General features: G+C 31.3%; 25 protein-coding genes. 20 read left to right on the top strand and 5 right to left on the bottom strand.

Features of this window, described 5'->3' with window-relative positions; genetic code table 11:
* Positions 1–18: 18 nt before the first annotated feature.
* A complete protein-coding gene (locus tag CHB67_RS03205) occupies positions 19–564 on the top strand; it encodes a hypothetical protein (protein ID WP_089380312.1) in 546 nt (181 codons plus the stop codon).
* A 52-nt stretch (positions 565–616) separates the two neighbouring features.
* Positions 617–1891: a serine--tRNA ligase gene (serS, locus tag CHB67_RS03200; protein WP_089380311.1), complete on the top strand. Its 1275-nt coding sequence runs from the start codon at positions 617–619 to the stop codon at positions 1889–1891.
* Here serS and CHB67_RS17135 read toward each other — a convergent pair.
* Positions 1884–2027 (bottom strand): hypothetical protein, encoded by a 144-nt coding sequence (locus CHB67_RS17135; protein ID WP_176461199.1) that lies wholly within the window; start codon positions 2025–2027, stop codon positions 1884–1886. The two genes, serS and CHB67_RS17135, sit on opposite strands and share 8 nt — an antisense overlap.
* Before the next feature lie 134 nt (positions 2028–2161).
* Between CHB67_RS17135 and CHB67_RS03195 the strand changes: the two genes are divergently transcribed.
* Genes CHB67_RS03195 through mgtE form a run of 4 tightly spaced genes read left to right on the top strand, consistent with a single transcriptional unit; the run spans position 2162 to position 6414 of the window.
* Positions 2162–3937 (top strand): tetratricopeptide repeat protein, encoded by a 1776-nt coding sequence (locus tag CHB67_RS03195; protein ID WP_089380310.1) that lies wholly within the window; start codon positions 2162–2164, stop codon positions 3935–3937.
* 21 nt (positions 3938–3958) lie between these two features.
* Positions 3959–4291 carry a DUF4286 family protein gene (locus CHB67_RS03190; RefSeq protein WP_089380309.1) on the top strand — a complete coding sequence of 111 codons (333 nt, stop codon included), beginning with the start codon at positions 3959–3961 and terminating at the stop codon, positions 4289–4291.
* Between the two features lie 4 nt (positions 4292–4295).
* On the top strand, positions 4296–5072 hold the full coding sequence (rsmA, locus tag CHB67_RS03185; protein WP_089380308.1) for a 16S rRNA (adenine(1518)-N(6)/adenine(1519)-N(6))-dimethyltransferase RsmA: 777 nt from the start codon (positions 4296–4298) through the stop codon (positions 5070–5072).
* Entirely contained in the window at positions 5062–6414 is a 1353-nt protein-coding gene (gene mgtE, locus CHB67_RS03180; RefSeq protein WP_089380307.1) for a magnesium transporter, read from the top strand. Before rsmA ends, mgtE begins: the two co-directional genes overlap by 11 nt.
* A gap of 96 nt (positions 6415–6510) precedes the next feature.
* Here the strand turns inward: mgtE and rseP are convergent, their stop codons facing one another.
* On the bottom strand, positions 6511–7824 hold the full coding sequence (gene rseP / locus CHB67_RS03175) for an RIP metalloprotease RseP (protein WP_089380306.1): 1314 nt from the start codon (positions 7822–7824) through the stop codon (positions 6511–6513).
* Positions 7825–7981: 157 nt separating this feature from the next.
* On the opposite strand from rseP, the gene CHB67_RS03170 reads away from it, so the two are divergent.
* From CHB67_RS03170 to CHB67_RS03155, 4 genes are all read left to right on the top strand, one after another.
* A complete protein-coding gene (locus tag CHB67_RS03170; protein WP_089380305.1) occupies positions 7982–8656 on the top strand; it encodes an SCO family protein in 675 nt (224 codons plus the stop codon).
* Between the two features lie 75 nt (positions 8657–8731).
* Complete coding sequence (locus CHB67_RS03165) at positions 8732–8956, top strand: FeoA family protein (RefSeq protein ID WP_089380304.1); 225 nt, start codon at positions 8732–8734, stop codon at positions 8954–8956.
* 15 nt (positions 8957–8971) lie between these two features.
* Positions 8972–11080, top strand: a complete 2109-nt coding sequence (feoB, locus tag CHB67_RS03160; RefSeq protein ID WP_089380303.1) for a ferrous iron transport protein B — start codon at positions 8972–8974, stop codon at positions 11078–11080.
* Positions 11080–11193 carry a FeoB-associated Cys-rich membrane protein gene (locus CHB67_RS03155; protein WP_089380302.1) on the top strand — a complete coding sequence of 38 codons (114 nt, stop codon included), beginning with the start codon at positions 11080–11082 and terminating at the stop codon, positions 11191–11193. Before feoB ends, CHB67_RS03155 begins: the two co-directional genes overlap by 1 nt.
* A gap of 8 nt (positions 11194–11201) precedes the next feature.
* On the opposite strand, the gene CHB67_RS03150 is transcribed toward CHB67_RS03155, so the two are convergent.
* Together CHB67_RS03150 and CHB67_RS03145 are read right to left on the bottom strand one after the other, a co-directional pair.
* Positions 11202–12023, bottom strand: coding sequence for a ZIP family metal transporter (locus CHB67_RS03150; RefSeq protein WP_089380301.1), 822 nt, complete (start codon positions 12021–12023; stop codon positions 11202–11204).
* A gap of 1 nt (position 12024) precedes the next feature.
* The gene (locus tag CHB67_RS03145) at positions 12025–12690 is read right to left on the bottom strand and encodes a metal-dependent transcriptional regulator (protein ID WP_089380300.1); all 666 of its coding nucleotides are present in this window, start codon (positions 12688–12690) and stop codon (positions 12025–12027) included.
* 88 nt (positions 12691–12778) lie between these two features.
* On the opposite strand from CHB67_RS03145, the gene CHB67_RS03140 reads away from it, so the two are divergent.
* Both CHB67_RS03140 and CHB67_RS03135 read left to right on the top strand, forming a co-directional pair.
* Positions 12779–15094 carry a TonB-dependent receptor gene (locus CHB67_RS03140; RefSeq protein ID WP_245813408.1) on the top strand — a complete coding sequence of 772 codons (2316 nt, stop codon included), beginning with the start codon at positions 12779–12781 and terminating at the stop codon, positions 15092–15094.
* Between the two features lie 33 nt (positions 15095–15127).
* Positions 15128–16057 (top strand): ketopantoate reductase family protein, encoded by a 930-nt coding sequence (locus CHB67_RS03135; protein WP_089380299.1) that lies wholly within the window; start codon positions 15128–15130, stop codon positions 16055–16057.
* 87 nt (positions 16058–16144) lie between these two features.
* On the opposite strand, the gene CHB67_RS03130 is transcribed toward CHB67_RS03135, so the two are convergent.
* A complete protein-coding gene (locus tag CHB67_RS03130) occupies positions 16145–17044 on the bottom strand; it encodes a DMT family transporter (RefSeq protein ID WP_089380298.1) in 900 nt (299 codons plus the stop codon).
* Positions 17045–17234: 190 nt separating this feature from the next.
* Between CHB67_RS03130 and CHB67_RS03125 the strand changes: the two genes are divergently transcribed.
* From CHB67_RS03125 to CHB67_RS03090, 8 genes are all read left to right on the top strand, one after another.
* The gene (locus CHB67_RS03125) at positions 17235–17777 is read left to right on the top strand and encodes a DUF2911 domain-containing protein (protein ID WP_089380297.1); all 543 of its coding nucleotides are present in this window, start codon (positions 17235–17237) and stop codon (positions 17775–17777) included.
* 134 nt (positions 17778–17911) lie between these two features.
* Positions 17912–21124 carry a class I tRNA ligase family protein gene (locus CHB67_RS03120; protein ID WP_089380296.1) on the top strand — a complete coding sequence of 1071 codons (3213 nt, stop codon included), beginning with the start codon at positions 17912–17914 and terminating at the stop codon, positions 21122–21124.
* A gap of 90 nt (positions 21125–21214) precedes the next feature.
* Positions 21215–22285, top strand: coding sequence for an alanine dehydrogenase (gene ald / locus CHB67_RS03115; protein WP_089380295.1), 1071 nt, complete (start codon positions 21215–21217; stop codon positions 22283–22285).
* A gap of 92 nt (positions 22286–22377) precedes the next feature.
* Positions 22378–22635, top strand: coding sequence for a SemiSWEET family sugar transporter (locus tag CHB67_RS03110; RefSeq protein ID WP_217900248.1), 258 nt, complete (start codon positions 22378–22380; stop codon positions 22633–22635).
* Between the two features lie 63 nt (positions 22636–22698).
* A complete protein-coding gene (locus CHB67_RS03105) occupies positions 22699–24153 on the top strand; it encodes a sensor histidine kinase (RefSeq protein WP_089380294.1) in 1455 nt (484 codons plus the stop codon).
* A 4-nt stretch (positions 24154–24157) separates the two neighbouring features.
* Complete coding sequence (locus CHB67_RS03100) at positions 24158–24934, top strand: enoyl-CoA hydratase/isomerase family protein (RefSeq protein ID WP_089380293.1); 777 nt, start codon at positions 24158–24160, stop codon at positions 24932–24934.
* A 15-nt stretch (positions 24935–24949) separates the two neighbouring features.
* Positions 24950–25543: a Crp/Fnr family transcriptional regulator gene (locus tag CHB67_RS03095; protein ID WP_245813407.1), complete on the top strand. Its 594-nt coding sequence runs from the start codon at positions 24950–24952 to the stop codon at positions 25541–25543.
* Positions 25544–25638: 95 nt separating this feature from the next.
* Positions 25639–26217, top strand: coding sequence for a YceI family protein (locus CHB67_RS03090; protein ID WP_089380292.1), 579 nt, complete (start codon positions 25639–25641; stop codon positions 26215–26217).
* Positions 26218–26237 lie beyond the last annotated feature (20 nt).

Genomic DNA, 26237 nt, shown 5'->3' with positions numbered 1-26237 from the left:
TTTTTGTAAATTCATTATATGAAAAACCTTTTAATTATTTGCGTTGTAGTTTTAGTGTCTTGCAAAACTTCAAAACCTGTAAATTCAGTAATTACTGCAAGCGAAACAATTTTTGTTCAAAGTGAAAATTGTCCTGAAAATGGTAATTGTGTGTTGGAATTAATTCCGAATAAAACCATTACTTTCAAAAAAGATGAATTTGGAAATTTGTATCCTGTTATTTCTGAAGGCAGCAAAACGCTCTTTAAATATACGTTCACAAAAAATCCTATTTCAGAAACTGAAGATAGCAATTATACGGAAATTGTTTATGCAGAATTAAATTTAAATGAAGATCTTAAATTGCAAAATGAAGCCTTAAAAAATATAAAAATGCATTACGGTAGGTTGTGTTTTTGTAAAGGTGAAAGTGGTTATTTTCCTATTGAAAGAGGTGTTTTTAATCTCACAAAAATGGAAGGAGATTTAGTGAAAATTGACGTAGATTTTATAATGAAAAAAATACCTCAACTAGTTTCGGAAATTCATGAAACGGTTTCTTTAAAATCAAATACAACTAATTAGCTTCTTTTAATCGCAATTTCTTAAATTTGCGGACTAATTAAAGGAGAAAACAATGTTACAAGTAGCGTTTATTAGAGAAAACAAGGAAGCTGTTTTAAAAGGTTTAGCAAAAAGGAATTTAAAAAATGCAGAAGAATTAGTTGAAAAAACCATTTCAGCCGATGAAATAAGAAGAGCAACACAAACTGAATTAGATGCAGTATTAGCCGAATCCAACAAATTATCGAAAGATATTGGAATGCTTTTCAAAACTGGTGAACGCCAAAAAGCAGAAATTTTAAAACAAAAAACGGTTCAACTTAAAGAAAAATCAAAAGAGTTAACCGAAACACTTCAAAATAAAGCAACGGAGTTACAAGACTTATTATATTTAATTCCAAACATTCCTAATGAAATTGTTCCAGGGGGAACTTCAGAAGAAGATAATGTAAACATTTTTGAAGAAGGTACTATTCCTGTATTGCACGAAGGTGCTTTGCCTCACTGGGAATTAGCCAAAAAATACGATATTATTGATTTTGAGTTAGGAAATAAAATTGCAGGTGCCGGTTTTCCTGTGTATAAAGGCAAAGGTGCCAAATTGCAGAGAGCATTAATCAATTACTTTTTAGATAAAAATGCTGCTGCAGGTTATGATGAGGTTCAAGTGCCGCATTTGGTGAACGAAGCTTCTGGTATAGCCACAGGTCAATTGCCAGATAAAGAAGGACAAATGTACCATGATGCGCAGGACGATTTATATTTAATTCCCACGGCTGAGGTTCCTGTAACCAATATTTTTAGAGATGTTATTTTAAAAGAAAGTGAATTTCCTATTTGTAAAACAGCTTATACACCTTGTTTTAGACGTGAAGCAGGTTCTTACGGAGCACACGTTCGTGGGTTGAATAGATTGCACCAATTTGATAAAGTTGAAATTGTACGTATTGAACACCCTTCAAAATCTTACGAAGCATTAGAAGGTATGGTAGCACATGTAAAAGATATTTTACAAGAATTAAAAATGCCTTACCGTATTTTACGTTTGTGTGGTGGAGATATAGGATTTACATCAGCCTTAACGTATGATTTTGAGCTATTCTCAACCGCGCAAGATCGTTGGTTAGAAATTAGTTCAGTTTCAAACTTTGAAAATTTCCAAGCAAACCGATTAAAACTTCGTTTTAAAAATAGCGAAGGTAAAAGCGAATTAGCACATACACTTAATGGTAGTTCTTTAGCATTACCTAGGGTTTTAGCAGGTTTATTAGAAAATTGCCAAACACCTGAAGGAATAAAAATACCTAAAGTTTTAGTGCCGTATTGCGGATTTGATATAATTAATTAGCTCTTACAGCAATCATTAATCTTTTATAGTGGTTCATTTCTACCAACGCTTCAAAATAGGCGTGTAATTGACCGTTATTCATAAATGTTAATGCTTTTTCTTTTGCTGCTTCGTATTGTTTAATTAGTTCTTTCATAATAAAAGTTTGTTTGTTTTTATAATGAAGACAAATTTTGTGCCAAAATGTTACAATTGAGGTTTCAAAATAAGCCGATTTTATAAAAACTTTAACACTTGTTTGGTTATCTTTGAATCTATAATAAAGCGTAAATGCGTCTAATAATACTCATAATTATCTGTTGTTTTTCTTTGCAAATAGTTGCACAAGAACAGCAATTGGCGTATCAGTATTTTAGAAATGGCGAGTACGAAAAAGCAGCTTCTATTTATAAAAAATTACAAGAAAAAAATCCGTACAATACAAGCTATACCAATTATTTAATTGATTGTTATCAGTTGTTAGAAGAGTTTGAAACTGCTGAAAAATTAATGTATTCACAATTAAATAAATTACCTAATCAGGAATATTTGTATGTTGATTTAGGATATAATTTAGAACTTCAATACAAAAATGAATTGGCGATTCCTTTTTATGAAAAAGCATTAAATGCTATTGATGAGAAACCAACAATTGGCTATTCAGTAGGAAGAACATTTCAAGGTAATCATTTATTAGATTATGCGTTGGTGGCTTATAAAAAAACAATGCAATTAAATCCTTCGGCGAATTATAATTTCCAAATTGCTGCTATTTATGGTGAAAAAGCCGACATTCCAAATATGTTCAATACCTATTTAGATATGATTGAACGTGATGAGGCTTATTTGCCAAGAGCAAAAAATTATATGGGTAGTTTTTTAAGCGATGATCCTGAAAATGAACATAATGTTTCTTTAAAAAAACTATTGTTGAAGCGCTCTCAAAACAATCCTAAAAATAGTTGGAATCAATTGTTAAGTTGGTTGTTTTTGCAGCAAAAAGAGTATTTAAAGGCTTTTATTCAAGAAAAAGCAGTTTATAAAAGAGTTTCTGAAGATTTAAATCCAATTATTGAAGTTGGAAGAATTGCTTATGAAAATAAAGATTTTGAAGTATCTAAAAGTTGTTTTAACTATGTGTTAGAAAACACAAACGATGTTGAAGTAGAGCTAACAGCGAAGTTGTACCTGCTTCAAATTAGTATGGATTCTGATACTGAACTTACCGAGATTGAAGCGCAATTTCAAGAAATATTTGTACAGTACGGAACTAGTATTGCTACTTTAAATATTCAAGTAACTCATGCTGAATTTGTAGCCTTTAAAAAGAATGAACCTAAAAAGGCTATTTCCGAATTAAAAAAAATATTGAAATTACCTTTAAATGAATTTCAAAACGGTTATGTAAAAACCAAATTAGCCGATATTTTAGTATTTACAAATCAGTTCAGCACTGCTTTAATTTATTATACACAAGTTCAAAATAGTTTAAAGAATCATGAGATTGGGCAAACTGCACGTTTTAAAATAGCGCAAACATCTTATTTTAAAGGCGATTTTGAATGGGCGCAATCACAATTAAAAGTGTTGAAAAATTCAACATCACAATTAATTTCTAATGATGCCTTAGGTTTAAATTTATTAATTACCGATAATGTTGTAAAAGATAGTTTAAGAGTGGCTTTGCAAAAATATGCAACTGCTGAATTGTTGGCTTACCAACATAAAAACAAACAAGCTATTGATACGTTGCAGGTAGTTTTAGATAATTATAAAGAACATTCTATAGTAGACGAAGCTTTGTTTTTACAAGCAACATTGTTTGAAAAAACAGCTAATTTTACAAAAGCTGAAACTAATTATTTGGCAATTATTGAATTAAATAAAGATGATATTTTAGTTGACAATGCCATTTACAATTTAGCTGAATTGTATGTGAACAAATTAAATGATACTGAAAAAGCAATAATATATTATCAACTTATAATTTTTGAATATCCATCGAGTATATTTTTAGTAGATGCTCGGAAAAAATTCAGAAATTTAAGGGGAGATAATATCAATTAAAAATAATAAAACAATTTTAAAATGTATATATACAACGTAACAACAAATGTGTCTGAACAGGTGCATGACCAGTGGCTTCAATGGATGAAATCAAAACACATTCCTGATATGTTAAATACAGGTAAATTTAGCAACGCTAAAATGAGTCAAGTGTTGGTTGAAGAGGAAATGGGAGGTACAACTTATGCTGTACAATACACAACAGATAGTTTAGATACGCTAGAAGAATATTACCAAGATGATGCTTCAAGGCTTAGAAATGAGGCTGTGAGTTTGTTTAAAGATCAAATTTTGGCTTTTAGAACCGAATTAAAAGTAATTAGCGAGCAGTTTAGCATGGCTACAAAAAACTAAATTTATGAGCGTAAGAGCAAAAAAACACCTAGGGCAACATTTTTTAAAAGATGAATTAATTGCACAGCAAATTGCTGATAGCTTAACAGAAACAGGATACAAAAATGTGTTAGAAATTGGTCCTGGTATGGGTGTTTTAACCAAATATTTGCTCAAAAAACCATTGATTACACATGTTATTGAAATCGATACAGAGTCGGTTGAGTATTTACAAGCGCATTACTTAAACTTAGCTAACAGAATTATTTCAGAAGATTTTTTGAAAATTGATTTAACCGAGTTTTTTGGTGAAGAACAGGTGGCAATTATTGGGAATTTCCCTTATAATATTTCAACACAAATAGTTTTTAAAACCTTAGAAAATCGCCATCAAATACCTGAATTTTCAGGAATGTTTCAAAAGGAAGTCGCGCAAAGAATTGCCGAAAAAGAAGGTAGTAAAGTGTACGGGATTCTATCTGTTTTAACACAGGCCTTTTATGATGTTGAATATTTATTTACTGTTCCGCCAACTGTTTTTAACCCGCCTCCTAAAGTTGATTCGGGAGTAATACGTTTAATTAGAAAAGAAAATTACACACTTCCGGTAAATGAAAAATTATTTTTTCGAGTAGTAAAAACAGCCTTTCAGCAACGTAGAAAAACATTGCGAAATAGTTTAAAAACTATGAATTTATCTGATAATCTAAGAGAAGATAGTATCTTTGGCAAACGTCCTGAACAATTATCAGTTCAAGAATTCATTAGTTTGACTTCTAAAATAGAAAAAGATGCAGTTTGAAATTACCAAAGAGTACATTGAAAAAATTCAACAGTTAATTACTGAAGGAAAAAATGAAACACTTCAACATCTTTTAGAAGAAGTTCATTATGCCGATGTAGCTGAATTAATTACAGAGTTAGAAACAGACGAAGCAATTTATTTAATTAAGTTACTTGAAAATGATGTTTCTTCTGATGTAATTGCAGAACTTGATGAAGATGATCGTGAAAATATATTAAAAGGACTTTCTTCAAAAGAAATTGCAGAAGAGCTTGATGAGTTAGATACCGATGATGCAGCAGATATTATTGGAGAGCTTTCTGAAAAACAAAAAGAAGAAGTAATTGCACATCTTGATGATGTTGAGCACGCCAAAGAAATTGTTGAACTTTTACGTTACGATGAAGATACTGCCGGTGGTTTAATGGCAAAGGAATTGGTGAAAGTGAACGAAAATTGGAATGTGCTAACTTGTGTTAAAGAGATGCGAGCCCAAGCTGAAGAAGTTACACGCGTTCATTCTATTTATGTTGTTGATGACAATGATATTTTAAAAGGTCGTTTGTCGCTCAAAGATTTATTAACAACTTCTACCAGATCTCCAATTACAGATGTTTTTATTAAAAACGTAGATTCTGTAAATGTGCATGAAGCAGCAGACGAGGTTGCTAAAATTATGCAAAAGTACGATTTAGAAGCTATTCCTGTTGTTGATGAAATTGGGCGTTTAGTGGGTAGAATTACCATTGATGATATTGTTGATGTTATAAAAGAAGAAGCCGAAAAGGATTACCAAATGGCTGCGGGTATTTCAAAGGATGTTGAAGCTGATGATACTATTTTGGAATTAACAAAAGCACGTTTACCTTGGCTTGTTTTAGCGCTGTTTGGAGGGTTTGTAAGTGTTTCAATTTTGGGTGGCTTTTCAGAGGCTATGGACAATTATCCTGTGTTATTTTTCTTTACACCATTAATTGCTGCAATGGCAGGAAATGTAGGTGTGCAATCTTCAGCAATTATTGTGCAAGGTTTAGCAAATGATAGCTTAAGAGGTTCTTTATTTAAAAGGCTTATTAAAGAAGTTTTACAAAGTTTATTAAACGGTTTTGTACTTGCAGCTCTTTTAATGTCTGCCGGAATGTTTTTCTTAGGTTTTCAATTTAAGGTTGGATTGACAGTTGCTATTTCTTTAATTTCAGTAATAATTATTGCTTCTATTATTGGAACGTTTGTTCCTATAATTTTAGATAAAAGAGGTATAGATCCTGCGCTTGCTACAGGGCCATTTATAACAACTAGTAATGATATTTTTGGTATTTTAATCTACTTTTTAATAGCAAAGCTTATTTTAGGATTTTAATTCGAAATTATTTCAATAAAGTAACAACATTAAAATATGAGTAAAAAAAATGCCGAACAAATTTTTGTTCGGCATTTTTTTTAAGTGTTATATTTCTTATGAAAATAACTTCACAATATCATTTCCGTTCGCTAAAAGAAGTAGCGCAACTAAAATTATAAATCCAGTTATTTGAGCGTATTCTAAAAACTTATCGTTAGGTTTTCTACCTGTAATCATTTCGTATAAAGTAAACATTACGTGTCCTCCATCAAGTGCGGGTATTGGTAGTAAATTCATAAAACCAAGCATAATAGATAGAAAGGCTGTAATGCTCCAAAAAGCTTGCCAGCTCCAAGTTGCAGGGAAAATATTTCCAATGGCTATAAAACCTCCAATACTAGTTGCTCCTTTTTTAGTAAAAACATATTTGAACTGAGTAATGTAATCTTTCAATTGCCAAACTGCAATATTGTTACCTACAGGAATACTTTCTAAAAAAGTGTAATCTTTATGTTGATAATCTACAGAGTTTTGTCTGAAATTTGAAACCCCAATAGTTCTGTCTTCAGTAGGAGAAATAGCAATATTTTTATTGATACCATTTCGTTCAACAACAATGGCAACTTCGCCTTCAGAAGTTCGTATTTTTGTTGTAAAATCTTGCCAATATGCAATAGGTGTATTATTTACAGAAATAATACGATCACCTTTTAACAAGCCCGCTTTTTCAGCAGGAGTATCAACTACAACGGTGTCAATTACAGGAAGTGTTCTTGCTGTGAATGGCTCCAATACGCCATTTTCCCACATAATACTGCCAATGTTTTCAGGAATGGCTATTGTTTCTGTATTTCCGTCTTCGTGAATTACTTCAAGAGAAGTTAATCCTCTTAAAAATAAATGTTTGTTAACATCTGTAACATCTAAAGGAATTTCTCCATTAAATTTTGTGATTTTATCACCGTCTTTAAATCCGTATTCTTTAAATAGTTCATTAACAGCAAAACCATCTTTTACGCCTTCAGGGCTTACGTAATCTATTCCCCAAGTAAAAGCAATCATAATATAAATTACAATACCTAAAATAAAATTCACGGTTACACCACCCAACATAATAATTAAACGTTGCCAAGCTGGTTTAGATCTAAATTCCCAAGGTTGAGCAGGTTGTTTTAACTGCTCGGTATCCATACTTTCGTCAATCATTCCCGAGATTTTTACATAACCTCCTAGTGGAATCCAACCAATACCGTAAACAGTATCTCCAATTTTCTTTTTAAATAAAGAGAATTTATAATCAAAAAATAAGTAGAATTTTTCTACACGTGTTTTAAATAATTTAGCAGGAATAAAGTGTCCTAATTCGTGCAAAACAATTAAAAAAGATAAGCTTAAAATAAATTGTGATGCCTTAATTAATATTTCCATATATGTTTTTTCAAAATAAAATCGCACAAATGTACGTTTTTAAATACAGTTGAAAAAGTCTAAAAATAAAGTTCACCTCCTTTTAACAAAGTTTTAGAAGAGTAAAGTAAGTATGTTTGCTAATTGTGCTAAATTTGTTTTCTAATTTTATAGAAAAATGGATTTAAAATTTTTTAAAAAGTCAATACCTACATTGGCTATTATGGGTGTTTTCTCGGTAATCATGATTTATGCAATCTATACGTTATTAACCCCTGAAAAAAAATTACCTGTTTTTAACCCTGCAGATGTGAATCCAAGGTTGGTGGATGAATCTTTAGTGCATATTAGAAGTAACCACAAAGTATCCGATTTTCAATTAATCAATCAAAATGGGGATACTATTACTCAAGCAAATTATGAAGGTAAAATATATGTGGCAGATTTCTTTTTTACGCGTTGCTTAACTATTTGCCCAGTTATGACTACCAATATGGGTGTTTTACAAGAAACTTTTAAAAACGATGATGATGTGATGTTTTTATCGCATTCTGTAACTCCTGTAATTGATAGTGTTTCAGTTTTAAGAGCTTATGCAAATGTAAAAGGTGTTATTGATTCAAAATGGAATATTACAACAGGTTCAAAAAAGCATATTTACAAGCTGGCCAGAAAAAGTTATTTTGCTGTTTTGGATGAAGGAGATGGAGGTTTGCAGGATTTTGTACATACTGAAAACTTTGTGTTGGTAGATAAAAAGAAGCAAATTAGAGGTTTTTATGACGGTACAGATTTAAAAGACATTGAGCGTTTAACCGCTGATATCAGGATATTGCAGGCTGAATCAAATTAAAGTGACAATTATCATTGTTTAGAATCATTCTAATTTAGTATATTTGCTATATATTATTTATAATAATTCTTAATAATGTTTAAAACCATTGCAAATTTACAAATAGGAGAAAAGGCTTTTATTGAAAGACTTTGTTTAGAGAATATCCCTTTAAAATTATTGGAAATGGGATGTTTACCTGGTATTGAAGTGCAATTAATTCAAAAAGCACCTATGCACGATCCTTTGTATATTAAAGTCAATGGCAGCCATTTGGCTATTCGAAAAGAAACTGCAGAAAAAATAACTTTAGTTAAGTAACAAACGGTACAACGAATGAGCGATGATAGGGTTGTAAAAGTTGCTTTAATAGGTAATCCAAACACAGGAAAAACATCATTATTTAATCAATTAACAGGGTTAAAACAAAAGGTTGGAAATTATCCAGGTATTACCGTGGATAAAAAACAAGGTATTTGTAAATTAAATAGTACAAAAAAAGCTGAAATAACCGATTTACCAGGAACATATAGTATCAACCCAACATCTATGGATGAAACTTTGGTGTTAGATACTTTGTTGAACGAGAATAATAGTACTTATCCTGATGTTGTAGTTGTAGTAATAGATGTTGAAAATATTAAAAGAAATTTACTTTTATTTACGCAAATAAAAGATTTAAAAATCCCAACAATTTTGGTCATCAATATGATTGATCAAATGAAACGTAAAGGGATAAATCTAAATGTTGAAAAATTAGAAAAACAATTAAAAACAAAGATTGTTTTAGCTAGTGCTAGAAAAAAAATTGGGATTGAAGAGTTAAAAGCTAAAATTTTAGACTATAAAAATTTAGATAAAACACCAATTGCAAATATTACTGATAGAATTGATAAAGACTATTTCACAAAATTAAAACAGGCATTTCCAAACTTTCCATTGTATAAATCTTGGTTATTAATTACACAAGATGAAGAGTTTGATTTTTTAACAGATGAAGAAAGAGTTTTAGTTTTAAAATTTAGAGAGGATGCCGCTTGTATAAGAAGATATCAGCATAAAGAAACAATTTTAAGGTATCAAATTATTAATGAAATTTTAAAAAACACTTTTAACGTTGATGCATCTAAAGCAAGCGATTTAAGAGGGGTTTTAGATAGAGTTTTAACGCATAAAATATTTGGTTATGTAATTTTCGCGGCAATTTTATTATTTATTTTTCAAGGAATTTTTGACTGGGCAAGTTACCCAATGGATTTAATTGATAGTGCATTTGCAAGTTTAAGTTCGTGGGCAAAATCAGTTTTACCACCAGGTACTTTTACCAATTTAGTTGCTGAAGGTATTATTCCAGGAATAGGAGGGATCATTATTTTTATTCCTCAAATAGCCATTTTATTTACATTTATTGCCGTTTTAGAAGAAACAGGCTATATGAGTCGTGTTGTTTTTTTAATGGATAAAATAATGAGAAGATTTGGAATGAGTGGGAAAAGTGTGATTCCATTAATTTCAGGAACAGCCTGTGCTATTCCAGCCATTATGGCTTCACGAAATATAAGCAGTTGGAAAGAGCGTTTAATCACCATTTTAGTTATTCCGTTTACAACATGTTCAGCAAGGTTGCCCGTTTATGCAATTTTAATTGCGTTAATTATTCCTGATAAAAAAATATTTGGATTTCTTAATTTACAAGGATTAACAATGATGGCCTTGTATTTACTTGGTTTTGCAGCTGCAATTTTATCGGCAATTTTATTACATCATGTATTGAAAATTAAAAACAAAACATTGTTTGTAATTGAAATGCCTAACTATAAAATCCCTTCAATTAAAAATATTTTTTATGAAGTTGTCGAAAAAACAAAAGCATTTGTTTTTGGTGCTGGAAAAATAATTTTAGCTATTTCAATAGTTTTATGGTTTTTAGCTTCTAACGGGCCTGAATCTTTTAAAAATGCAGAACAAACGGTTGCTGCTCAAGAAGAAAATAGTACCATTTCAAAAGAAGAACTTCAAAAGAAAATAGCTTCGTATAAATTAGAACATTCCTATATAGGTTATATGGGTAAAACAATTGAGCCAGCTATAAAGCCAATGGGGTATGATTGGAAAATAGGAATTGCTTTAATAAGTTCATTTGCTGCAAGAGAGGTGTTTGTAGGTGCTTTAGCAACTATTTACAATGTAGATAGCGATGGAGATGAAAGCACCATTAAACAGCGTATGGCTGCCGAAGTAAATCCAACAACAGGTAAAAAAGTATTTGATTTTCCAACAGGAATATCGTTATTGCTTTTTTATGCTTTTGCAATGCAATGTATAGGTACTTTAGCTATTGTAAAAAAAGAAACCAATACTTGGAAATGGCCAATATTGCAATTAGTTGGTATGGGAATTTTGGCTTGTTTATCAGCGATAATAGCGTTTAATATTTTAAGTTAATGCAAGATATTTTAGTTTACATAGCGTTAGGGTTAGCCATAGCTTTTTTAATAAAGAAGTATTTCTTTAAATCTAAAAAGAAAGGGAATTGCAATACAAATTGCAGTTGCTAGTTTATAATTTATCCAAGACCAACATCCAAAGTCATCATTACAATAAATCCACCTATAAATCCAAGCGTTGCAATATCGGTGTATTTATCTTGTTGTGTTTCAGGAATAACTTCTTCAACAACCACAAATATCATTGCGCCAGCAGCAAATGAAAGTGCGTAAGGTAATACAGGTTGAAAAGTCATTACCGCCCAAGCACCAATAACAGCGGCAATAGGTTCAACTAAAGCAGATGATTGTCCGTACATAAAACTTTTCCATTTACTAGCGCCTTGTCTTCTAATGGGCATAGAAACAGCAAAACCTTCAGGAAAATTTTGCAAGCCAATACCAATTGCCAATGCAACTGCACCTCCTATTGTGGCACCATCAAAACCAGCAGCAACTCCACCAAACAATACACCAACAGCTAACCCTTCAGGAATGTTATGTAAAGTAATGGCCAATACTAATAAGGTAGTTTTGTGCCAAGGTGTTTTAACTCCTTCTTTTTCACTTTCTTTAAAGTTGATATGTAAATGTGGCAATACTTTATCCAATCCATATAAAAAGAGCGCACCCAATGCAAAACCAACTACAGCAGGAATCACTTTTACAAATCCATCTCCAGGGCTCATTTCAATTCCAGGAGCCAATAAACTCCAAAAACTTGCAGCTACCATTACACCGCCAGTAAAACCTAGCATTCCATCAAAAACGGCTCTGTTGTACCCTTTAAATAAAAATACCAATGCTGCACCAGCAGCTGTTAATCCCCATGTAAAAAGGGTTGCGTAAAATGCCGCTAAAATTGGGTCTATACTTTCGAAATAGGTGATGATTTGTTCCATTTTATAATTTTTTTACAAATAAATTTTTTGAAATTTGATGAGATATTGATTTCTGAGAGTTGTTATTTTCTATAATCATAGAATTGTCAAACTCTTCAATTGAAATTATTTTTAATTGAGATCCTAGCTTAATTTTGGTATTGTCCAAAAACTTTAAAAATGAAGAAGATGAATCTTTTACGCCAATAACAGTGCAATTCTCTCCAACTTTAGCTGATGATAGCATAATGTTTTTGTGGTGCTCAATATTTCCATCTTTATCTGGAATTGGATCTCCGTGTGGGTCGTGTGTAGGGAAATTTAAATAAGCTTCTAACTTGTTAATTAGAGTATTAGACTTTATATGCTCAAGTTGTTCAGCTAAATCGTGTACTTCATCCCAGGTATAATCTAGGTTATTTACTAAAAAAACTTCCCAAATTCTATGTTTACGTACAATTTTTACAGCAATTGATTTTCCTTCAGAAGTTAATTTAGTTCCTTGATATTTTTTGTAATAAACTAATTTTTTATCTGATAATTTTTTAATCATATCAGATACTGAAGAAGCTTTGGTTTTTAGTTTCTCGGCAATCTTATTAGTGCTAACACTTTTACCAGTATGTACCTCAATACTGTAGATTGCTTTTATGTAGTTTTCTTCGGTTTGTGATAATTTTAATTCCATTAAATGCAAATATACATTTTTTAATAATATAAATAAATATTTAGACAAGTCTAAAAATAATTATAGATTTGCCAAAAAATTAAAAACATTGAAAACATCTATTAATATAGTAATATTGCTATTTTGTATAGCGGTATTTGCAAAAAAAAACACTAATGGCGGGTCAATTATTAAAGGTATTGTGTCTGGAGGTGATAATCCAATACCAGGAGCAACAGTTTATATAAAAAATTCAACAATAGGGTCTTCAGCAGATATGAATGGGGAATTTAAATTTACTGTTCCTAAAGGAAATTTTATAGTTGTAGCAAGCGCTATTGGGTTCAAATCAAGGGAGCTTAAGGTTTCAATTAATATAAATGAAACAAAAATTTTAAACTTTGAGTTAGAAGAAGATTTGTTTGGATTAGAACAGGTTGTTGTTACAGGAACAAGAACATTTAAAAAACAAACCAATTCACCAGTAATTGTAAATGTGATTGATAGTAAATTACTAAATGATGTACAGGCTTGTAGTTTATCTGAAGGTTTGCGTTTTCAAACTGGTTTACGGGTAGAGACCGATTGCCAAACATGTAATTACACACAATTAAGAATGAATGGACTTGCAGGTGGTTATTCCCAAATATTAATTAATGGTCGGCCAATTTTTAGTCCACTTACAGGGTTGTATGGTTTAGAGCAAATACCTGCAAATATGATAGATAGGGTTGAAGTTGTTCGTGGTGGTGGTTCTGCTTTGTATGGTTCTGGAGCAATAGGAGGTACTGTGAATGTAATTACAAAAACACCTAAAAATGATAGTTTTGAAGTAAGTTATACGCATCAAAGTATTAAAAATGCTGCTTTTGAAAATATATTAAACGCAAATACTACGGTTGTAAATATGAGTGAAAATGCTGGGTTGTCTGTGTTTTTGAATCATAGAAATAGAACAATGTATGATGCGAATGATGATAATTTTTCAGAATTACCAAAACTAAAAAATACATCATTTGGCATAAATTCATTTTTTATGCCTTCTTATAATCAAAAAATTGAAATGAGTTTTGGTTATTTAAACGAGTATAGATATGGAGGCGAAATGGTTAATAAACCAGCTTTTTTAACACAACAATCTGAAGAAAGAACACATCATGTTTTAATGGGAACTTTAGATTATCAAATTAACTTTAATAACGATAATACTTCATTAATAACTTATTTTTCAGCTCAAAAAACAAATAGAGATCATTATACAGGTATATTTCCAGATGAAGAAAATGAAATTCAAAACCATTTAGAAAACCCTCCGTATGGAATTTCAGATGTGAAAACGTATCAAGGAGGAATGCAATTCAACCATAAGTTCTTAAGTTTTTTGAATGGCTTTAATACAATATCTATTGGAACTGAATTTGTAGAAGATAAAGTTTATGATGAAATTGAAGCTTATAATTATTTAATAGATCAAAAAACAACTAATTTAGGGTTGTTTGCTCAAAGCGATTGGGAAGTTTCTGAAAAGTGGAATATACTAGCTGGAATAAGAGCAGATAAACATAATTTTTTAAATTACTTTGTGTTTAGTCCAAGAGTTTCTTTGTTATATAAACCTTTAGAAAGAACTCAGTTAAGATTTACTTATGGAACTGGTTTTAAAGCTCCACAAGCTTTTGATGCTGATTTACACATTGCTTTTGCAGGTGGAGGAATTTCAAGAATCCGATTAGCAGATAACTTAAAGGAAGAAAGATCTCAAAGTTTAACTACATCTATTAATTACGATAAAGCTTCAGAAAATTTTATTGCAGGTTTTACTTTAGAAGGCTTTTACACCAATTTAACCGATGCATTTTATCAGCATCCATTAGGAGAAGATGAATTTGGAGAAGTTTATGAGAAACGAAACGGAGATGAAGCAACTGTAAAAGGGGTTACTTTAGAATTACGAGCAAATTATAATAAAAAAGTTCAATTAGAAACAGGGTTTACGTTACAATCTAGTAAGTTTAGTGAAGCTGTAGTTTACTCAGAAAATTTACCTTCAAAAAATGAATTTTTAAGGACCCCTGAAGCGTATGGTTATGCTACCATGACGTTTACTTTTTCAAAAAAGTTTAATACTGCAATTAACTTTCTATATACTGGAGAAATGGATGTTTTGCACTTAGCTGGAGCTCCAGAACTATTAACAGATGAATTTGTGAAGTCTAAAAGTTTCGCAGAATTAGGTTTCAAATCCACTTATACGTTTAATATTGAAAAGCTAAAAACAGGAATCGAGTTGTATGGTGGTGTTAAAAATATGTTCGATGACTATCAATCAGATTTTGACTCAGGTAAAAATCGAGATAGTAATTATATTTATGGCCCATCCATGCCTAGAACTTATTTTTTAGGTTTAAAGCTTATGTCTTTATAATAAATCATTATTTTTGAAGTTAAAATTTCAAAAATGAATATAGTAGTTTACGGTACAGGAGGAGTTGGAGGATATTTTGGAGCACGTTTAGCTCAGGCAGGAAATAATGTCACTTTTATAGCACGTGGCAAACATTTAGAAGCAATTAAAAACAATGGCTTACAGCTTAAAAGTGTAAACGGAGATTATTTGGTGAACCCTGCAAATGCAACTGCTAATATTGCAGAAGTTGAAAACATAGATTTAATTTTAGTGTGTGTAAAAACGTGGCAAGTTAAAGAAGTTGCAGAAATTATTAAGCCCGTTTTAAATGCAAATACCACGGTTATTTCATTACTAAATGGTTGCGAAAATGCTGAAGTTTTAAGCTCAGTAATTGATAAAAAGCATGTGTTAGGAGGTTTGTGTAAAGTGGTTAGTTTTGTTGAAGATTATGGTGTTATAAATCACGTTGCTTATGAACCAACCATTGTTTTTGGAGAGCTAAATAACGAAAAAACAGCAAGAGTACTTCAATTAGAAAAAGTATTAAATAAAGCTAAAATAACCAATAAATTAGCCGAAGATATTCAAAAAGAAATTTGGACAAAATATTTATACATTACTACCGTAAGTGCGTTGGGTGCTTTAACAAGAGCAACGCATGGCGAAATGTTAGCTTCGCCATATATTAAAAATATGATGCTAAAAGCTGCTGAAGAAATTTATGCTATTGCAAAAGCTAAAGGAGTTTCTTTACCAGAAAATATAATAGCGAAGCAATTTGAAATTATTGAGTCGTTGCCTTATGAAACAACAGCATCGTTACAACGTGATATTATGGAAGGAAAACCTTCAGAATTAGAAGCGCAAAACGGTACAATTGTGCGTTTAGGAAAAGAGTTGGGTGTGCCAACTCCAACCAACGATTTAATTTATTACGCCTTACTTCCGCAGGAAAATAAAGCAAGAGCGGGTAATTAAGAATTGGCAATTATAAATTACGAAATTTTAATTATAAATCCATTTCTTAATTATTGAATCGGTCATTTGGCATTCGTAATTAAATATTTACTCTTTTTTGCTAATTAAATAAACACCTGCAATTACCAGTATAGAACTAATAATTTTTGTAAGATTTATGTCTTGTGCATATTCATTTTTACCTAAAACAAAAGCATAAATACTCACCATTACAAAACTAACAACAGGCTGTAAATAAATATAACTTCCATTAACTGATGGAGGTACTTTGGTGAGGGCATAAATGTTAAATAAATAGGTTAAAAATGTGGTTCCTATAATTACAAAAGCAATTATTAAATAGGTATTTAGTGTAAATGCGCTAAAATTCGTGTTGATTACACTGTTTAATCCAAACGGAATCATAAATAGAAATCCAATTAAAAATACCCAACTAATTACTGTTATAGGTTGATATTTTTTCATTAATGGTTTTACATACACCAAGTAAAAAGCATAAAAAATAGCATTTGAAAAAATCAATCCATTTCCTAAGAGTGTACTTGTTCCTTCATTTTTGTTTCCATATAAAATAAGTAACAATGCGCCTGTTCCACCAATAGCAATGCCTAATATTTTGGTTCGAGTTATTTGTTCTTTCAATAAAAAATAACTGAAAATTAATACTAAAACCGGTACAGAAGTATAAATAATAGAAGCATCAATAGGTGAAGTTAAATTGAGTCCGTGAAAATATAACAGCTGATTAATGGCAATTCCTAAAATACCGCAAACTATCAATCTAAAATAATCTTCTTTGTCAATTTTTTCTTTAATAAAGCTTTTAATCGTCCAAAACAGTAAGCTAGCACCTAAAATTCTAAGAAAAATAAAGGCTGTTGGACCTAATTTTTCAGGCATTACATCTTTTGCTATAATATGGTTCATACCATAAATAACATTTGCGCCTAATAAGGCTAAGTGCGCTTTGTATGTGTTTTTATTCAAAAAAACTGAAAATTATTGATTGGCGAAATTAAGCATTATTACCAATCTAGAACAATGAAATGCAACTAGAATACCCCTTTAAAACAACCTGTTTTTGGCTTTAACAAAAAATTAATACTGTTTTTTGTATGGAAAGTTACTTTTACAAGACAAAGCGTAAAATTTTTAACTATTAACTCAAATTATTAAAATGAAAAAAAATGTATTATTTGTTGCTGTTTTGGCAATCGTATTAATGTTTTCTAACGAGATAACTGCTCAGAAATTCGCGAAATTAGATAAAAGTCCAATGGACGCAGCTGCATACCCAGCAAGCTATAAGGAATCTAATAAAATGGTGAAAGTTATATACAGTCGACCGCAGTTAAAAGGAAGAACTGTTGAAGAATTGGCGCCAAGCGGTAAGGTTTGGAGAACGGGTGCAAATGAAGCTGTTGAAATTACATTTTATAAAGATGTAACCTTTGGTGGTGAAGCTGTAAAAGCGGGTAAATACACATTATTTACAATTCCAGGAGAAAAGGAATGGACTGTTATTTTAAGTACTGCTGAAAATGTTTGGGGATCTTATTTTTACAATGAAAGCGAAGATGTTGTTAGAGTAATGGGAACTGTATCAAAGTCAAACGAGTTGGTTGAAGCCTTTTCAATTGCTTTTGATGGAAAAGATACTAATGCTACTATGTATTTAGGTTTTGGAAATGTTATTGTTACCGTGCCTGTAAAAGGATAATTTGTTCTTTTTCAATTTAAGGTCTATAAATCTCGGTTTATAGACCTTTTTTTTGAAATGTTATTACTTAAAATTAGACTTTATTCTTTTGTAGATTAACCGTAACTTTGCGCTTTCAAAATTTGAAAGCGACCATGGATTATAATTTTAGAGAGATAGAAGCCAAATGGCAACAATATTGGGCAGATAACCAAACGTTTAAAGCCGAAAATAAATCAGATAAACCAAAGTTTTTTGTGTTAGATATGTTTCCTTACCCGTCAGGTGCCGGGCTACATGTTGGGCATCCGCTAGGTTATATTGCTTCTGATATTTATGCGCGTTACAAACGTCATAAAGGTTTTAATGTAATGCATCCACAAGGGTACGATTCTTTTGGATTGCCTGCAGAGCAATATGCTATTCAAACAGGGCAACACCCAGCAATTACTACGGCTTCCAATATTAAAACTTACAGAAAACAATTGGATAAAATTGGTTTTTCGTTTGATTGGTCTCGTGAAGTGCGAACTTCTGATCCTAGTTATTATAAATGGACACAGTGGATTTTTATTCAATTGTTCAATTCTTGGTACAATAAAACAAGCGATAAAGCTGAAGATATTTCAACCTTAATTTCAATTTTTGAAGTAGAAGGAAATGCAACGATGCAGGCTGTTTGTGACGATGAAATTACTGTTTTTTCTGCGGAAGAATGGAATGGTTTTTCAGAAGAAGCGCAACAACATATATTGTTAAAATACCGTTTGACTTTTTTATCAGAAACTGAGGTAAATTGGTGCCCTGCTTTAGGAACCGTATTGGCAAACGATGAAATTGTAAATGGTGTTTCAGAACGTGGAGGTCATCCTGTGGTTCGTAAAAAAATGATGCAATGGAGTATGCGAATTACTGCGTACGCGCAACGTTTATTAGACGGGTTAGATAAAATTGATTGGCCACAACCGTTGAAAGATTCGCAAACCTACTGGATTGGTCGTTCAGAAGGTGCAATGGTTTCTTTTAAAGTGTTGTCAGAGGCTATTTCTGAAAGTAAAAAAGTAAGTTTTTCATTAAAAGAAATTGAAGCGCTGAAAGAAAAACGTGCAACTTCAACTAAAGAAGAAGAGTTGTTATGGAACGAATTAAGAAAGAAAAAAACAAAATCGAAGTTTAGAGCAAAATATACCATTGGTACTTTTTTGGTAGATTTTGTATGCTTGACTAAAAAAATAATTATTGAATTTTCAGGAAAAGAGGATGAAGCTGTAAGAACTGCATATTTTGAAAGTGAAGGTTTTAGTGTAAAGCGTTTTTCTAAAGAAGAAGTTTTAGAAAACATAAATATTGTAATGTCTAATATAGATTATGCCTTGCAATTTCCAACAGTACCACCAAAGGTTGAAAGGAAAAATGAAACAATTTCTGCAAATAGTTCGGAATATGAAATTTCAGTTTTCACAACACGCCCTGATACCATTTACGGGGTAAGTTTTATGACCTTAGCTCCAGAACACGAACTAGTTTCAAAAATTACGACTGCAGCACAAAAAGATGCGGTTGAAGCATACCAGAAAGCAACTGCAAAACGTAGTGAATTAGAGCGTATGGCCGATGTTAAAACCATTTCGGGTGTGTTTACAGGTGCGTATGCTTTGCACCCTTTTACGGGTAAAAAAGTACAAATATGGATTGGAGATTATGTGTTGGCAGGTTACGGAACAGGTGCTGTAATGGCGGTTCCTTGTGGAGATGAACGTGATTATGCATTTGCAAATCATTTCGGATTGGAAATACCAAACATTTTTGAAGGTGTTGATATTTCTGAAGAAGCTTGTTCTGCAAAAGAAGGTGTTAAAATAGCAAATTCTGATTTTTTAAATGGCTTAACGTATAAAAAAGCGATGAAAAGAATCATTTATGAAATTGAAGAGAAAGGAATTGGTTACGGGAAAATAAACTACCGTTTACGTGATGCTGTTTTTAGTCGTCAACGTTATTGGGGAGAACCTTTTCCTGTGTATTATAAAAACGGATTGCCACAAATGATTGACAAAGCGTATTTGCCAATTGTGTTACCAGAAGTTGAAAAATATTTACCTACTGAAGATGGAAAACCACCTTTAGGAAATGCAACTGTTTGGGCTTGGGATACTAAAACCAATACAATTGTTAGCAACGATTTAATAGATAATGAAACTGTGTGTCCGTTAGAACTAAATACCATGCCAGGTTGGGCAGGAAGTTCTTCTTACTTTAACCGTTATATGGATCCTACAAATACAGAGGAATTTGTAAGTAAAGAAGCGGTTGAATATTGGCAAGATGTAGATTTGTATATTGGTGGTAGCGAGCACGCAACGGGGCATTTATTGTATTCACGTTTTTGGCAAAAATTCTTATTTGATAAAGGTATTGTACCTGTTGATGAATATGCTAAAAAGTTAATCAACCAAGGGATGATTACAGGAACTTCTGCTTTTGTTTATAGAGTAGAAGGTGAAAATAAATTTGTTTCCAAAGGATTAATTGGAGATTTAAAAGTACATCCAATTCATTCAGATGTTGCTTTTGTAAACACTTCTGATGAATTAGATATTGAAGCGTTTAAAAACTGGCGAGCAGAATATAAAGATGCTGAGTTTGTGTTGGAAGACGGAAAATACATTGTTGGTAGAGAGGTAGAGAAAATGTCGAAATCTAAATACAATGTGGTAAATCCTGATCAAATTTGTGAAGAATACGGCGCTGATAGTTTACGTTTGTTTGAGATGTTTTTAGGCCCTTTAGAGCAATCTAAACCTTGGAAAACTTCAGGTATTTCAGGAGTGTATAGTTTCTTAAAAAAACTGTGGAAATTATATGTTGTTGATGGTGAATTTTCAGTTTCAGATGATGAGCCAACAAAAGAAGAGTTTAAAACCTTACATAAAACCATTAAAAAGGTTGAAGAAGATATTGCATATTTCTCTTTCAATACTTCGGTTTCAACATTTATGATTGCCGTTAACGAGTTAACAGCGTTAAAATGTAACAAGCGAGCTATTTTAGAACCTTTAGCTATAATTATTGAACCGTATGCACCGCATATTGCTGAAGAATTGTGGGCTAAATTAGGACATAAAACTTCGGTTTCAACGGCTGATTTTCCAATTTTTGAGCCTAAATATTTGGTGGAGAGTAGTAAAGTATATCCTGTTTCATTTAATGGTAAAATGCGTTTTACTATGGAGTTATCTTTAGATTTAAGTAAAGATGAAATTGAAGCTGCGGCAATGGCACACGAAAAAACAATAGAACAATTACAAGGTAGAACACCTAAAAAAGTAATTGTAGTTCCAGGGAAGATAATTAACATAGTTGGTTAGGATAATATAATATGTAATGCTACTAATATTGTAGTGTTTATATTTGATTTTTTTTGATTTTTTTGTAGAATATTTAAAACTTCAATAAAAATGATTGTAGGACTTCCTAAGGAAATAAAAAACAACGAAAGTAGAGTGGCAATTACTCCTGGAGGAGTTTTTGAACTTACCAAAAATAACCATACAGTTTATGTTCAAAAAGGAGCAGGATTTGATAGTGGTTTTGGTGATAGTGATTATATAAATGCTGGTGCTAACATACTTCCTACAATTGAAGAGGTGTATGCAATTGCTGATATGATTGTGAAAGTGAAAGAACCAATTGAAGAAGAGTATAGCTTGGCTAAAGAAGGTCAAATTATATTTACATATTTTCATTTTGCTTCAAATCAAACATTAACAGATGCAATGGTTGCAAGTAAGGCAGTTTGTATTGCTTATGAAACTGTTGATGATAATAAAGGTACTTTGCCTTTATTAACTCCAATGTCTGAAGTAGCTGGTAGAATGGCTATTCAACAAGGTGCTAAATATTTAGAAAAACCAATTAAAGGAAAAGGGGTTTTACTAGGTGGTGTACCGGGTGTTCGACCAGGGAAAGTATTAATTTTAGGAGGTGGAGTTGTAGGTGTGCAGGCTGCAAAAATGGCGGCCGGATTGGGTGCTATTGTTAATATTTTAGATATTAATATGGATAGATTGCGTTATATTAATGATATAATGCCGAACAATGTAATTACAGAGTTTTCAAGTGAATATAATATTAGAAGACATATTAAAGATGCCGATTTAATTGTTGGTGGGGTATTAATTCCAGGAGCAAAAGCACCAAAATTAATTACACGTGATATGTTGAAAGAAATGCAGCCAGGGACTGTAATAGTTGATGTTGCTGTAGATCAAGGGGGTTGTATTGAAACTACAAAACCAACTACACACGAAGATCCAATTTATATAATTGATGATGTAGTACATTATTGTGTAGCTAATATGCCAGGTGCAGTTCCTTATACATCAACAATTGCATTAACCAATGTTACATTGCCTTATGTATTGCAAATAGCAAATAAAGGCTGGGCAAATGCTTGTGATTCAAATTCATATCTAAAAAAAGGATTAAATATTGTTAAAGGAGAAATAGTTTGTAAAGAAATTTTATAAAATTCTTTTAAATAAATATTCAATTAAACAAAAAGCTTTCATATTTTATGAAAGCTTTTTGTTTAATTTTACAGCCTACTTTATATATAACAATGATAGATAAATTTGAAATAGTAGGTTTAGTAGCTGCCTTTTTAACAACTTCGGCTTATATTCCGCAGGTGTATAAAACTTGGAAAACAAAATCGGCCGGTAATATTTCTTTAACAATGTATATTGCCATGTTTGTGGGTATTATATTGTGGTTGTTGTATGGTATTCACTTAAATAGCTTTGCTATGATTGTTGCCAATAGTATTACTGCAATTTTAACTTTAATTATCCTGTTTTTTAAACTTCGCTACAAATAGGTTTTGGTATGTTTATTGTGAATAGGCTGTAAAATTATCAGTATATTTACTTCAAAATAAACCATGAAAATTAAGCAGCTATCTCTTCGTCACAGAATATTCTTAGCCATGATATTGTTAATATTACTGGCTTCCGTTTTAATTGCGGCAGTTACAATTTACCAATACAAAGAACAGAATGACGAGTACAATCAAGGTCGATTAGAAAGAAAAGAGGATTCTGTAAAAGCAGCTATTAATTATTGGTTTAATACAGGAAATACCTACCCTTTAGAAACTAAAAATCTGGCCTATATTTTTAAAGATAAAATTTATGAAATTTCAGATATTGAAAATTTAGAAATTAATATTTATGAATTAAGTGGAAGGTTAACTATTAGCTCCCATGCAGGTTTTGTGAAAAATGATGCGCCAGTAGTTTTATCAGATACTATTTTAGAAAAGATTTCTTCAAATTATAAGCACAGGTATATAAATACGAAGGTTGTAAAAGGAAATAGTTTTCAATCCTCATATACCTACATTACCGATACAAAGTTCAAGCCAATTGGAATTTTAAATTTACAGTATGTGCAGGACAATACCGCTCAAGATAAAGATTTGGAAGAGTTTTTAGTTAGAATGGGCTTTGTGTATGCTTTAATGTTTTTATTGGCAATAGCATTGGCGTATTTTATTTCAAGTTACATTACGCGTTCTATAAAAGAAGTAACAGATAAAATGGCGCATACCCGTTTGAATAAACGCAACGAAAAAATTATTTTAAACAATGCTAGTACCGAGATTTTTACCTTAGTAAACGCCTACAATGAAATGGTTAATGAGTTGGAGGAGAGTGCTTTAAAATTGGCGAAAAGTGAGCGTGAGCAGGCTTGGCGTGAAATGGCAAAACAAGTGGCGCATGAAATTAAAAACCCACTAACACCAATGCGGTTAACGGTGCAAAGTTTTCAACGTAGATTTGATGCGAACGACCCAAAAATTTATGATAAATTGAATGAGTTTAGTGAGACATTAATTCAGCAAATAGATATTATGAGTTCCATTGCTTCAGCATTTTCGAATTTTGCTAAAATGCCAACTCAAAACAAAGAAGCATTAAATGTGGTTGATGTTGTAAATCACGCCTTAGATATTTTTACGGAAGATTATATTTCCTTTTTTTCAAAAGAAGAAGAAATTATTGCCGAATTAGATAAAACACAGTTAATAAGAGTAGTTACAAATTTGGTTAAAAATGCAACCCAGGCGTTAGAAGATGTTGAATTTAAGAAAATTGAAGTTTCAGTATTAGAAGAAAATAATAGTGTAGTAATTTTGGTAGCTGATAATGGGAAAGGAATTTTAGAAGAAGATAGAGCTAAAATATTTGAACCTAGATTTACCACAAAATCAAGTGGTATGGGCTTAGGATTGCCAATGGTTAAAAACATTGTTGAAACCTATAATGGCAGTATAACTTATACAACAGAAACTGATAAAGGAACAGTTTTTAAAATAATTTTACCAAAAAAATAAGACCATGAATTTAGAAAACGTATTAATTGAGGAAAAAGAGCACTTAGCAATTATAACTATTAATAGACCTTCAAAGTTAAATGCCTTAAACAAACAAACTATTAAAGAGTTACATGTGGCTTTTAAAAGTTTAGATGAAAATTCAACCATAAAAGTAATTATAGTTACGGGTAGCGGTGAAAAAGCATTTGTTGCAGGTGCTGATATTAAAGAATTTTCAGATTTCTCTGTTGAAGAAGGGACTGAACTTTCAAGAAAAGGTCAAGTAATACTATTTGATTTTGTTCAAAATTTAGGAACTCCAGTGATTGCAGCCGTAAATGGTTTTGCACTTGGTGGCGGATTAGAATTGGCAATGGCATCTCATTTTAGAGTAGCAAGTACCAATGCCAAAATGGGATTACCTGAAGTGAGTTTGGGTGTAATTCCAGGGTATGGAGGTACGCAGCGTTTGTCTCAATTAGTAGGGAAAGGAAAAGCAATGGAAATGATTATGACTGCCGGAATGATTTCAGCTGATGAAGCTAAAGAATGGGGCTTGGTAAATTACGTAGTTGAACAAGCTGAATTGTTGCCTTTATGTGAAAAGTTAGCAGGTAAAATTATGCAAAATTCACCTGTGGCAATTTCAGCTGCAATTAAATCGGTGAATGCAAATTTTACCAATTGTGTAAATGGCTTTGCTGTTGAAATAGAAAATTTTGGATTGAGTTTTGGAACCGAAGACTTTAAGGAAGGTACCACAGCATTTTTAGAGAAACGAAAGCCAAATTTTGAATAAAATTACGAAAAAGTTATGTTGGAAATAAAAGCAGCGCCATTATTAAAGTATATAAAAAAATACATTAGTTTAACTAATGAAGAGGAGGCTTTTTTACTTTCAAAATTAAATTATCGAAAATACTTGAAAGGGCAATATGTTGTTCAGCAGGGAGATGTTTGCAAACAAATTAATTTTCTAATTTCGGGTTGTACAAAAACATTTTTTTTGGATGATAAAGGTCAGGAACATATTGTGTTATTTGCAATTGAAGATTGGTGGACATCAGATATTGGAAGTTATATAACTCAGTCAGGTTCCGATTTTAATGTGCAATGTATTGAAGATACTGAGGTAATACAGTTTCAATATGATTATGAAGAAGAATTGTACAAAGAAATTCCAAAGCTAGAACGATTATTTAGAAAAATGCTGGAGAAGGCATTGGTTTCATCACAAAAAAGAATTGTTGGTAATTTTAGCCTTTCAGCTAAAGAACAATACTTGCAATTTAAAAAGCAGTACCCAACAATAGAGCAACGTGTTCCTCAATATATGGTTGCTTCATATCTCGGAATTACAAAGGAATTCTTAAGTAAAATAAAAAGTCAGTTAGCTTTAGAATCGTAAAAGTTAAACTAGTTTAACTTCATTTCATAAACTACCTTATTTTTTTAAGGTATATATCTACGCATATTTGTATTATAATTTAAAAACATAGTATAATGAAAAATAAAATTAAAAATTTAGCAGTTGTAGTTTTGATAGCAGTTGTTGCTTTTTCTTTTAAATCTTTAGATGAAGAGAAAAAAAATGTAAAACTTGAAAGTAGTAAAGTTGTATGGAAAGGTTACAAAGTAACAGGTTCGCATGAAGGTGTTATTGCTCTAAAATCAGGTTCGTTAACATTTAGTGATGAAAAATTAGTGGGTGGTGAATTTGAAATTGATATGAATACAATTATTTGTACAGATTTAGAAGGTGAATACAAAGGAAAGCTTGAAGGACATTTAAAATCTGATGATTTTTTTGGTGTTGAAAACAATCCAACAGCAACGTTAGATTTTAAAAATGTAAAAGCTACAGGTAAAAATTCTTATGAAGTAACAGGAGATTTAATTATTAAAGGTAAAACAAACCCAATTGTTTTTACAATGTCTGTATATGGAAATAAAGCCAACGCTTCTTTAAAAATTGATAGAACTAAATACGATGTAAAATATGGTTCTGCTAGTTTTTTTGATGGTCTAAAAGACAAAGCTATTTACGATGATTTTGACTTAGTAGTAGATTTAGAATTTTAATGAATTCAATAAAATAAATT

It is taken from the genome of Lutibacter agarilyticus, assembly GCF_900188235.1.
GTDB classification, from domain to species: domain Bacteria; phylum Bacteroidota; class Bacteroidia; order Flavobacteriales; family Flavobacteriaceae; genus Lutibacter; species Lutibacter agarilyticus.
The sequence above is the reverse complement of the archived record's forward strand: the minus strand, read 5'-3'. Positions and strand labels throughout refer to the sequence as shown.

Bases quoted from the DNA above. Each gene is read 5' to 3' on its own strand.
- CHB67_RS03205 (WP_089380312.1), top strand. From the start codon at position 19: ATGAAAAACCTTTTAATTATTTGCGTTGTAGTTTTAGTGTCTTGCAAA.
- serS (WP_089380311.1), top strand. From the start codon at position 617: ATGTTACAAGTAGCGTTTATTAGAGAAAACAAGGAAGCTGTTTTAAAA.
- CHB67_RS17135 (WP_176461199.1), bottom strand. From the start codon at position 2,027: ATGAAAGAACTAATTAAACAATACGAAGCAGCAAAAGAAAAAGCATTA.
- CHB67_RS03195 (WP_089380310.1), top strand. From the start codon at position 2,162: ATGCGTCTAATAATACTCATAATTATCTGTTGTTTTTCTTTGCAAATA.
- CHB67_RS03190 (WP_089380309.1), top strand. From the start codon at position 3,959: ATGTATATATACAACGTAACAACAAATGTGTCTGAACAGGTGCATGAC.
- rsmA (WP_089380308.1), top strand. From the start codon at position 4,296: ATGAGCGTAAGAGCAAAAAAACACCTAGGGCAACATTTTTTAAAAGAT.
- mgtE (WP_089380307.1), top strand. From the start codon at position 5,062: ATGCAGTTTGAAATTACCAAAGAGTACATTGAAAAAATTCAACAGTTA.
- rseP (WP_089380306.1), bottom strand. From the start codon at position 7,824: ATGGAAATATTAATTAAGGCATCACAATTTATTTTAAGCTTATCTTTT.
- CHB67_RS03170 (WP_089380305.1), top strand. From the start codon at position 7,982: ATGGATTTAAAATTTTTTAAAAAGTCAATACCTACATTGGCTATTATG.
- CHB67_RS03165 (WP_089380304.1), top strand. From the start codon at position 8,732: ATGTTTAAAACCATTGCAAATTTACAAATAGGAGAAAAGGCTTTTATT.
- feoB (WP_089380303.1), top strand. From the start codon at position 8,972: ATGAGCGATGATAGGGTTGTAAAAGTTGCTTTAATAGGTAATCCAAAC.
- CHB67_RS03155 (WP_089380302.1), top strand. From the start codon at position 11,080: ATGCAAGATATTTTAGTTTACATAGCGTTAGGGTTAGCCATAGCTTTT.
- CHB67_RS03150 (WP_089380301.1), bottom strand. From the start codon at position 12,023: ATGGAACAAATCATCACCTATTTCGAAAGTATAGACCCAATTTTAGCG.
- CHB67_RS03145 (WP_089380300.1), bottom strand. From the start codon at position 12,690: ATGGAATTAAAATTATCACAAACCGAAGAAAACTACATAAAAGCAATC.
- CHB67_RS03135 (WP_089380299.1), top strand. From the start codon at position 15,128: ATGAATATAGTAGTTTACGGTACAGGAGGAGTTGGAGGATATTTTGGA.
- CHB67_RS03125 (WP_089380297.1), top strand. From the start codon at position 17,235: ATGAAAAAAAATGTATTATTTGTTGCTGTTTTGGCAATCGTATTAATG.
- CHB67_RS03120 (WP_089380296.1), top strand. From the start codon at position 17,912: ATGGATTATAATTTTAGAGAGATAGAAGCCAAATGGCAACAATATTGG.
- ald (WP_089380295.1), top strand. From the start codon at position 21,215: ATGATTGTAGGACTTCCTAAGGAAATAAAAAACAACGAAAGTAGAGTG.
- CHB67_RS03110 (WP_217900248.1), top strand. From the start codon at position 22,378: ATGATAGATAAATTTGAAATAGTAGGTTTAGTAGCTGCCTTTTTAACA.
- CHB67_RS03105 (WP_089380294.1), top strand. From the start codon at position 22,699: ATGAAAATTAAGCAGCTATCTCTTCGTCACAGAATATTCTTAGCCATG.
- CHB67_RS03100 (WP_089380293.1), top strand. From the start codon at position 24,158: ATGAATTTAGAAAACGTATTAATTGAGGAAAAAGAGCACTTAGCAATT.
- CHB67_RS03095 (WP_245813407.1), top strand. From the start codon at position 24,950: ATGTTGGAAATAAAAGCAGCGCCATTATTAAAGTATATAAAAAAATAC.
- CHB67_RS03090 (WP_089380292.1), top strand. From the start codon at position 25,639: ATGAAAAATAAAATTAAAAATTTAGCAGTTGTAGTTTTGATAGCAGTT.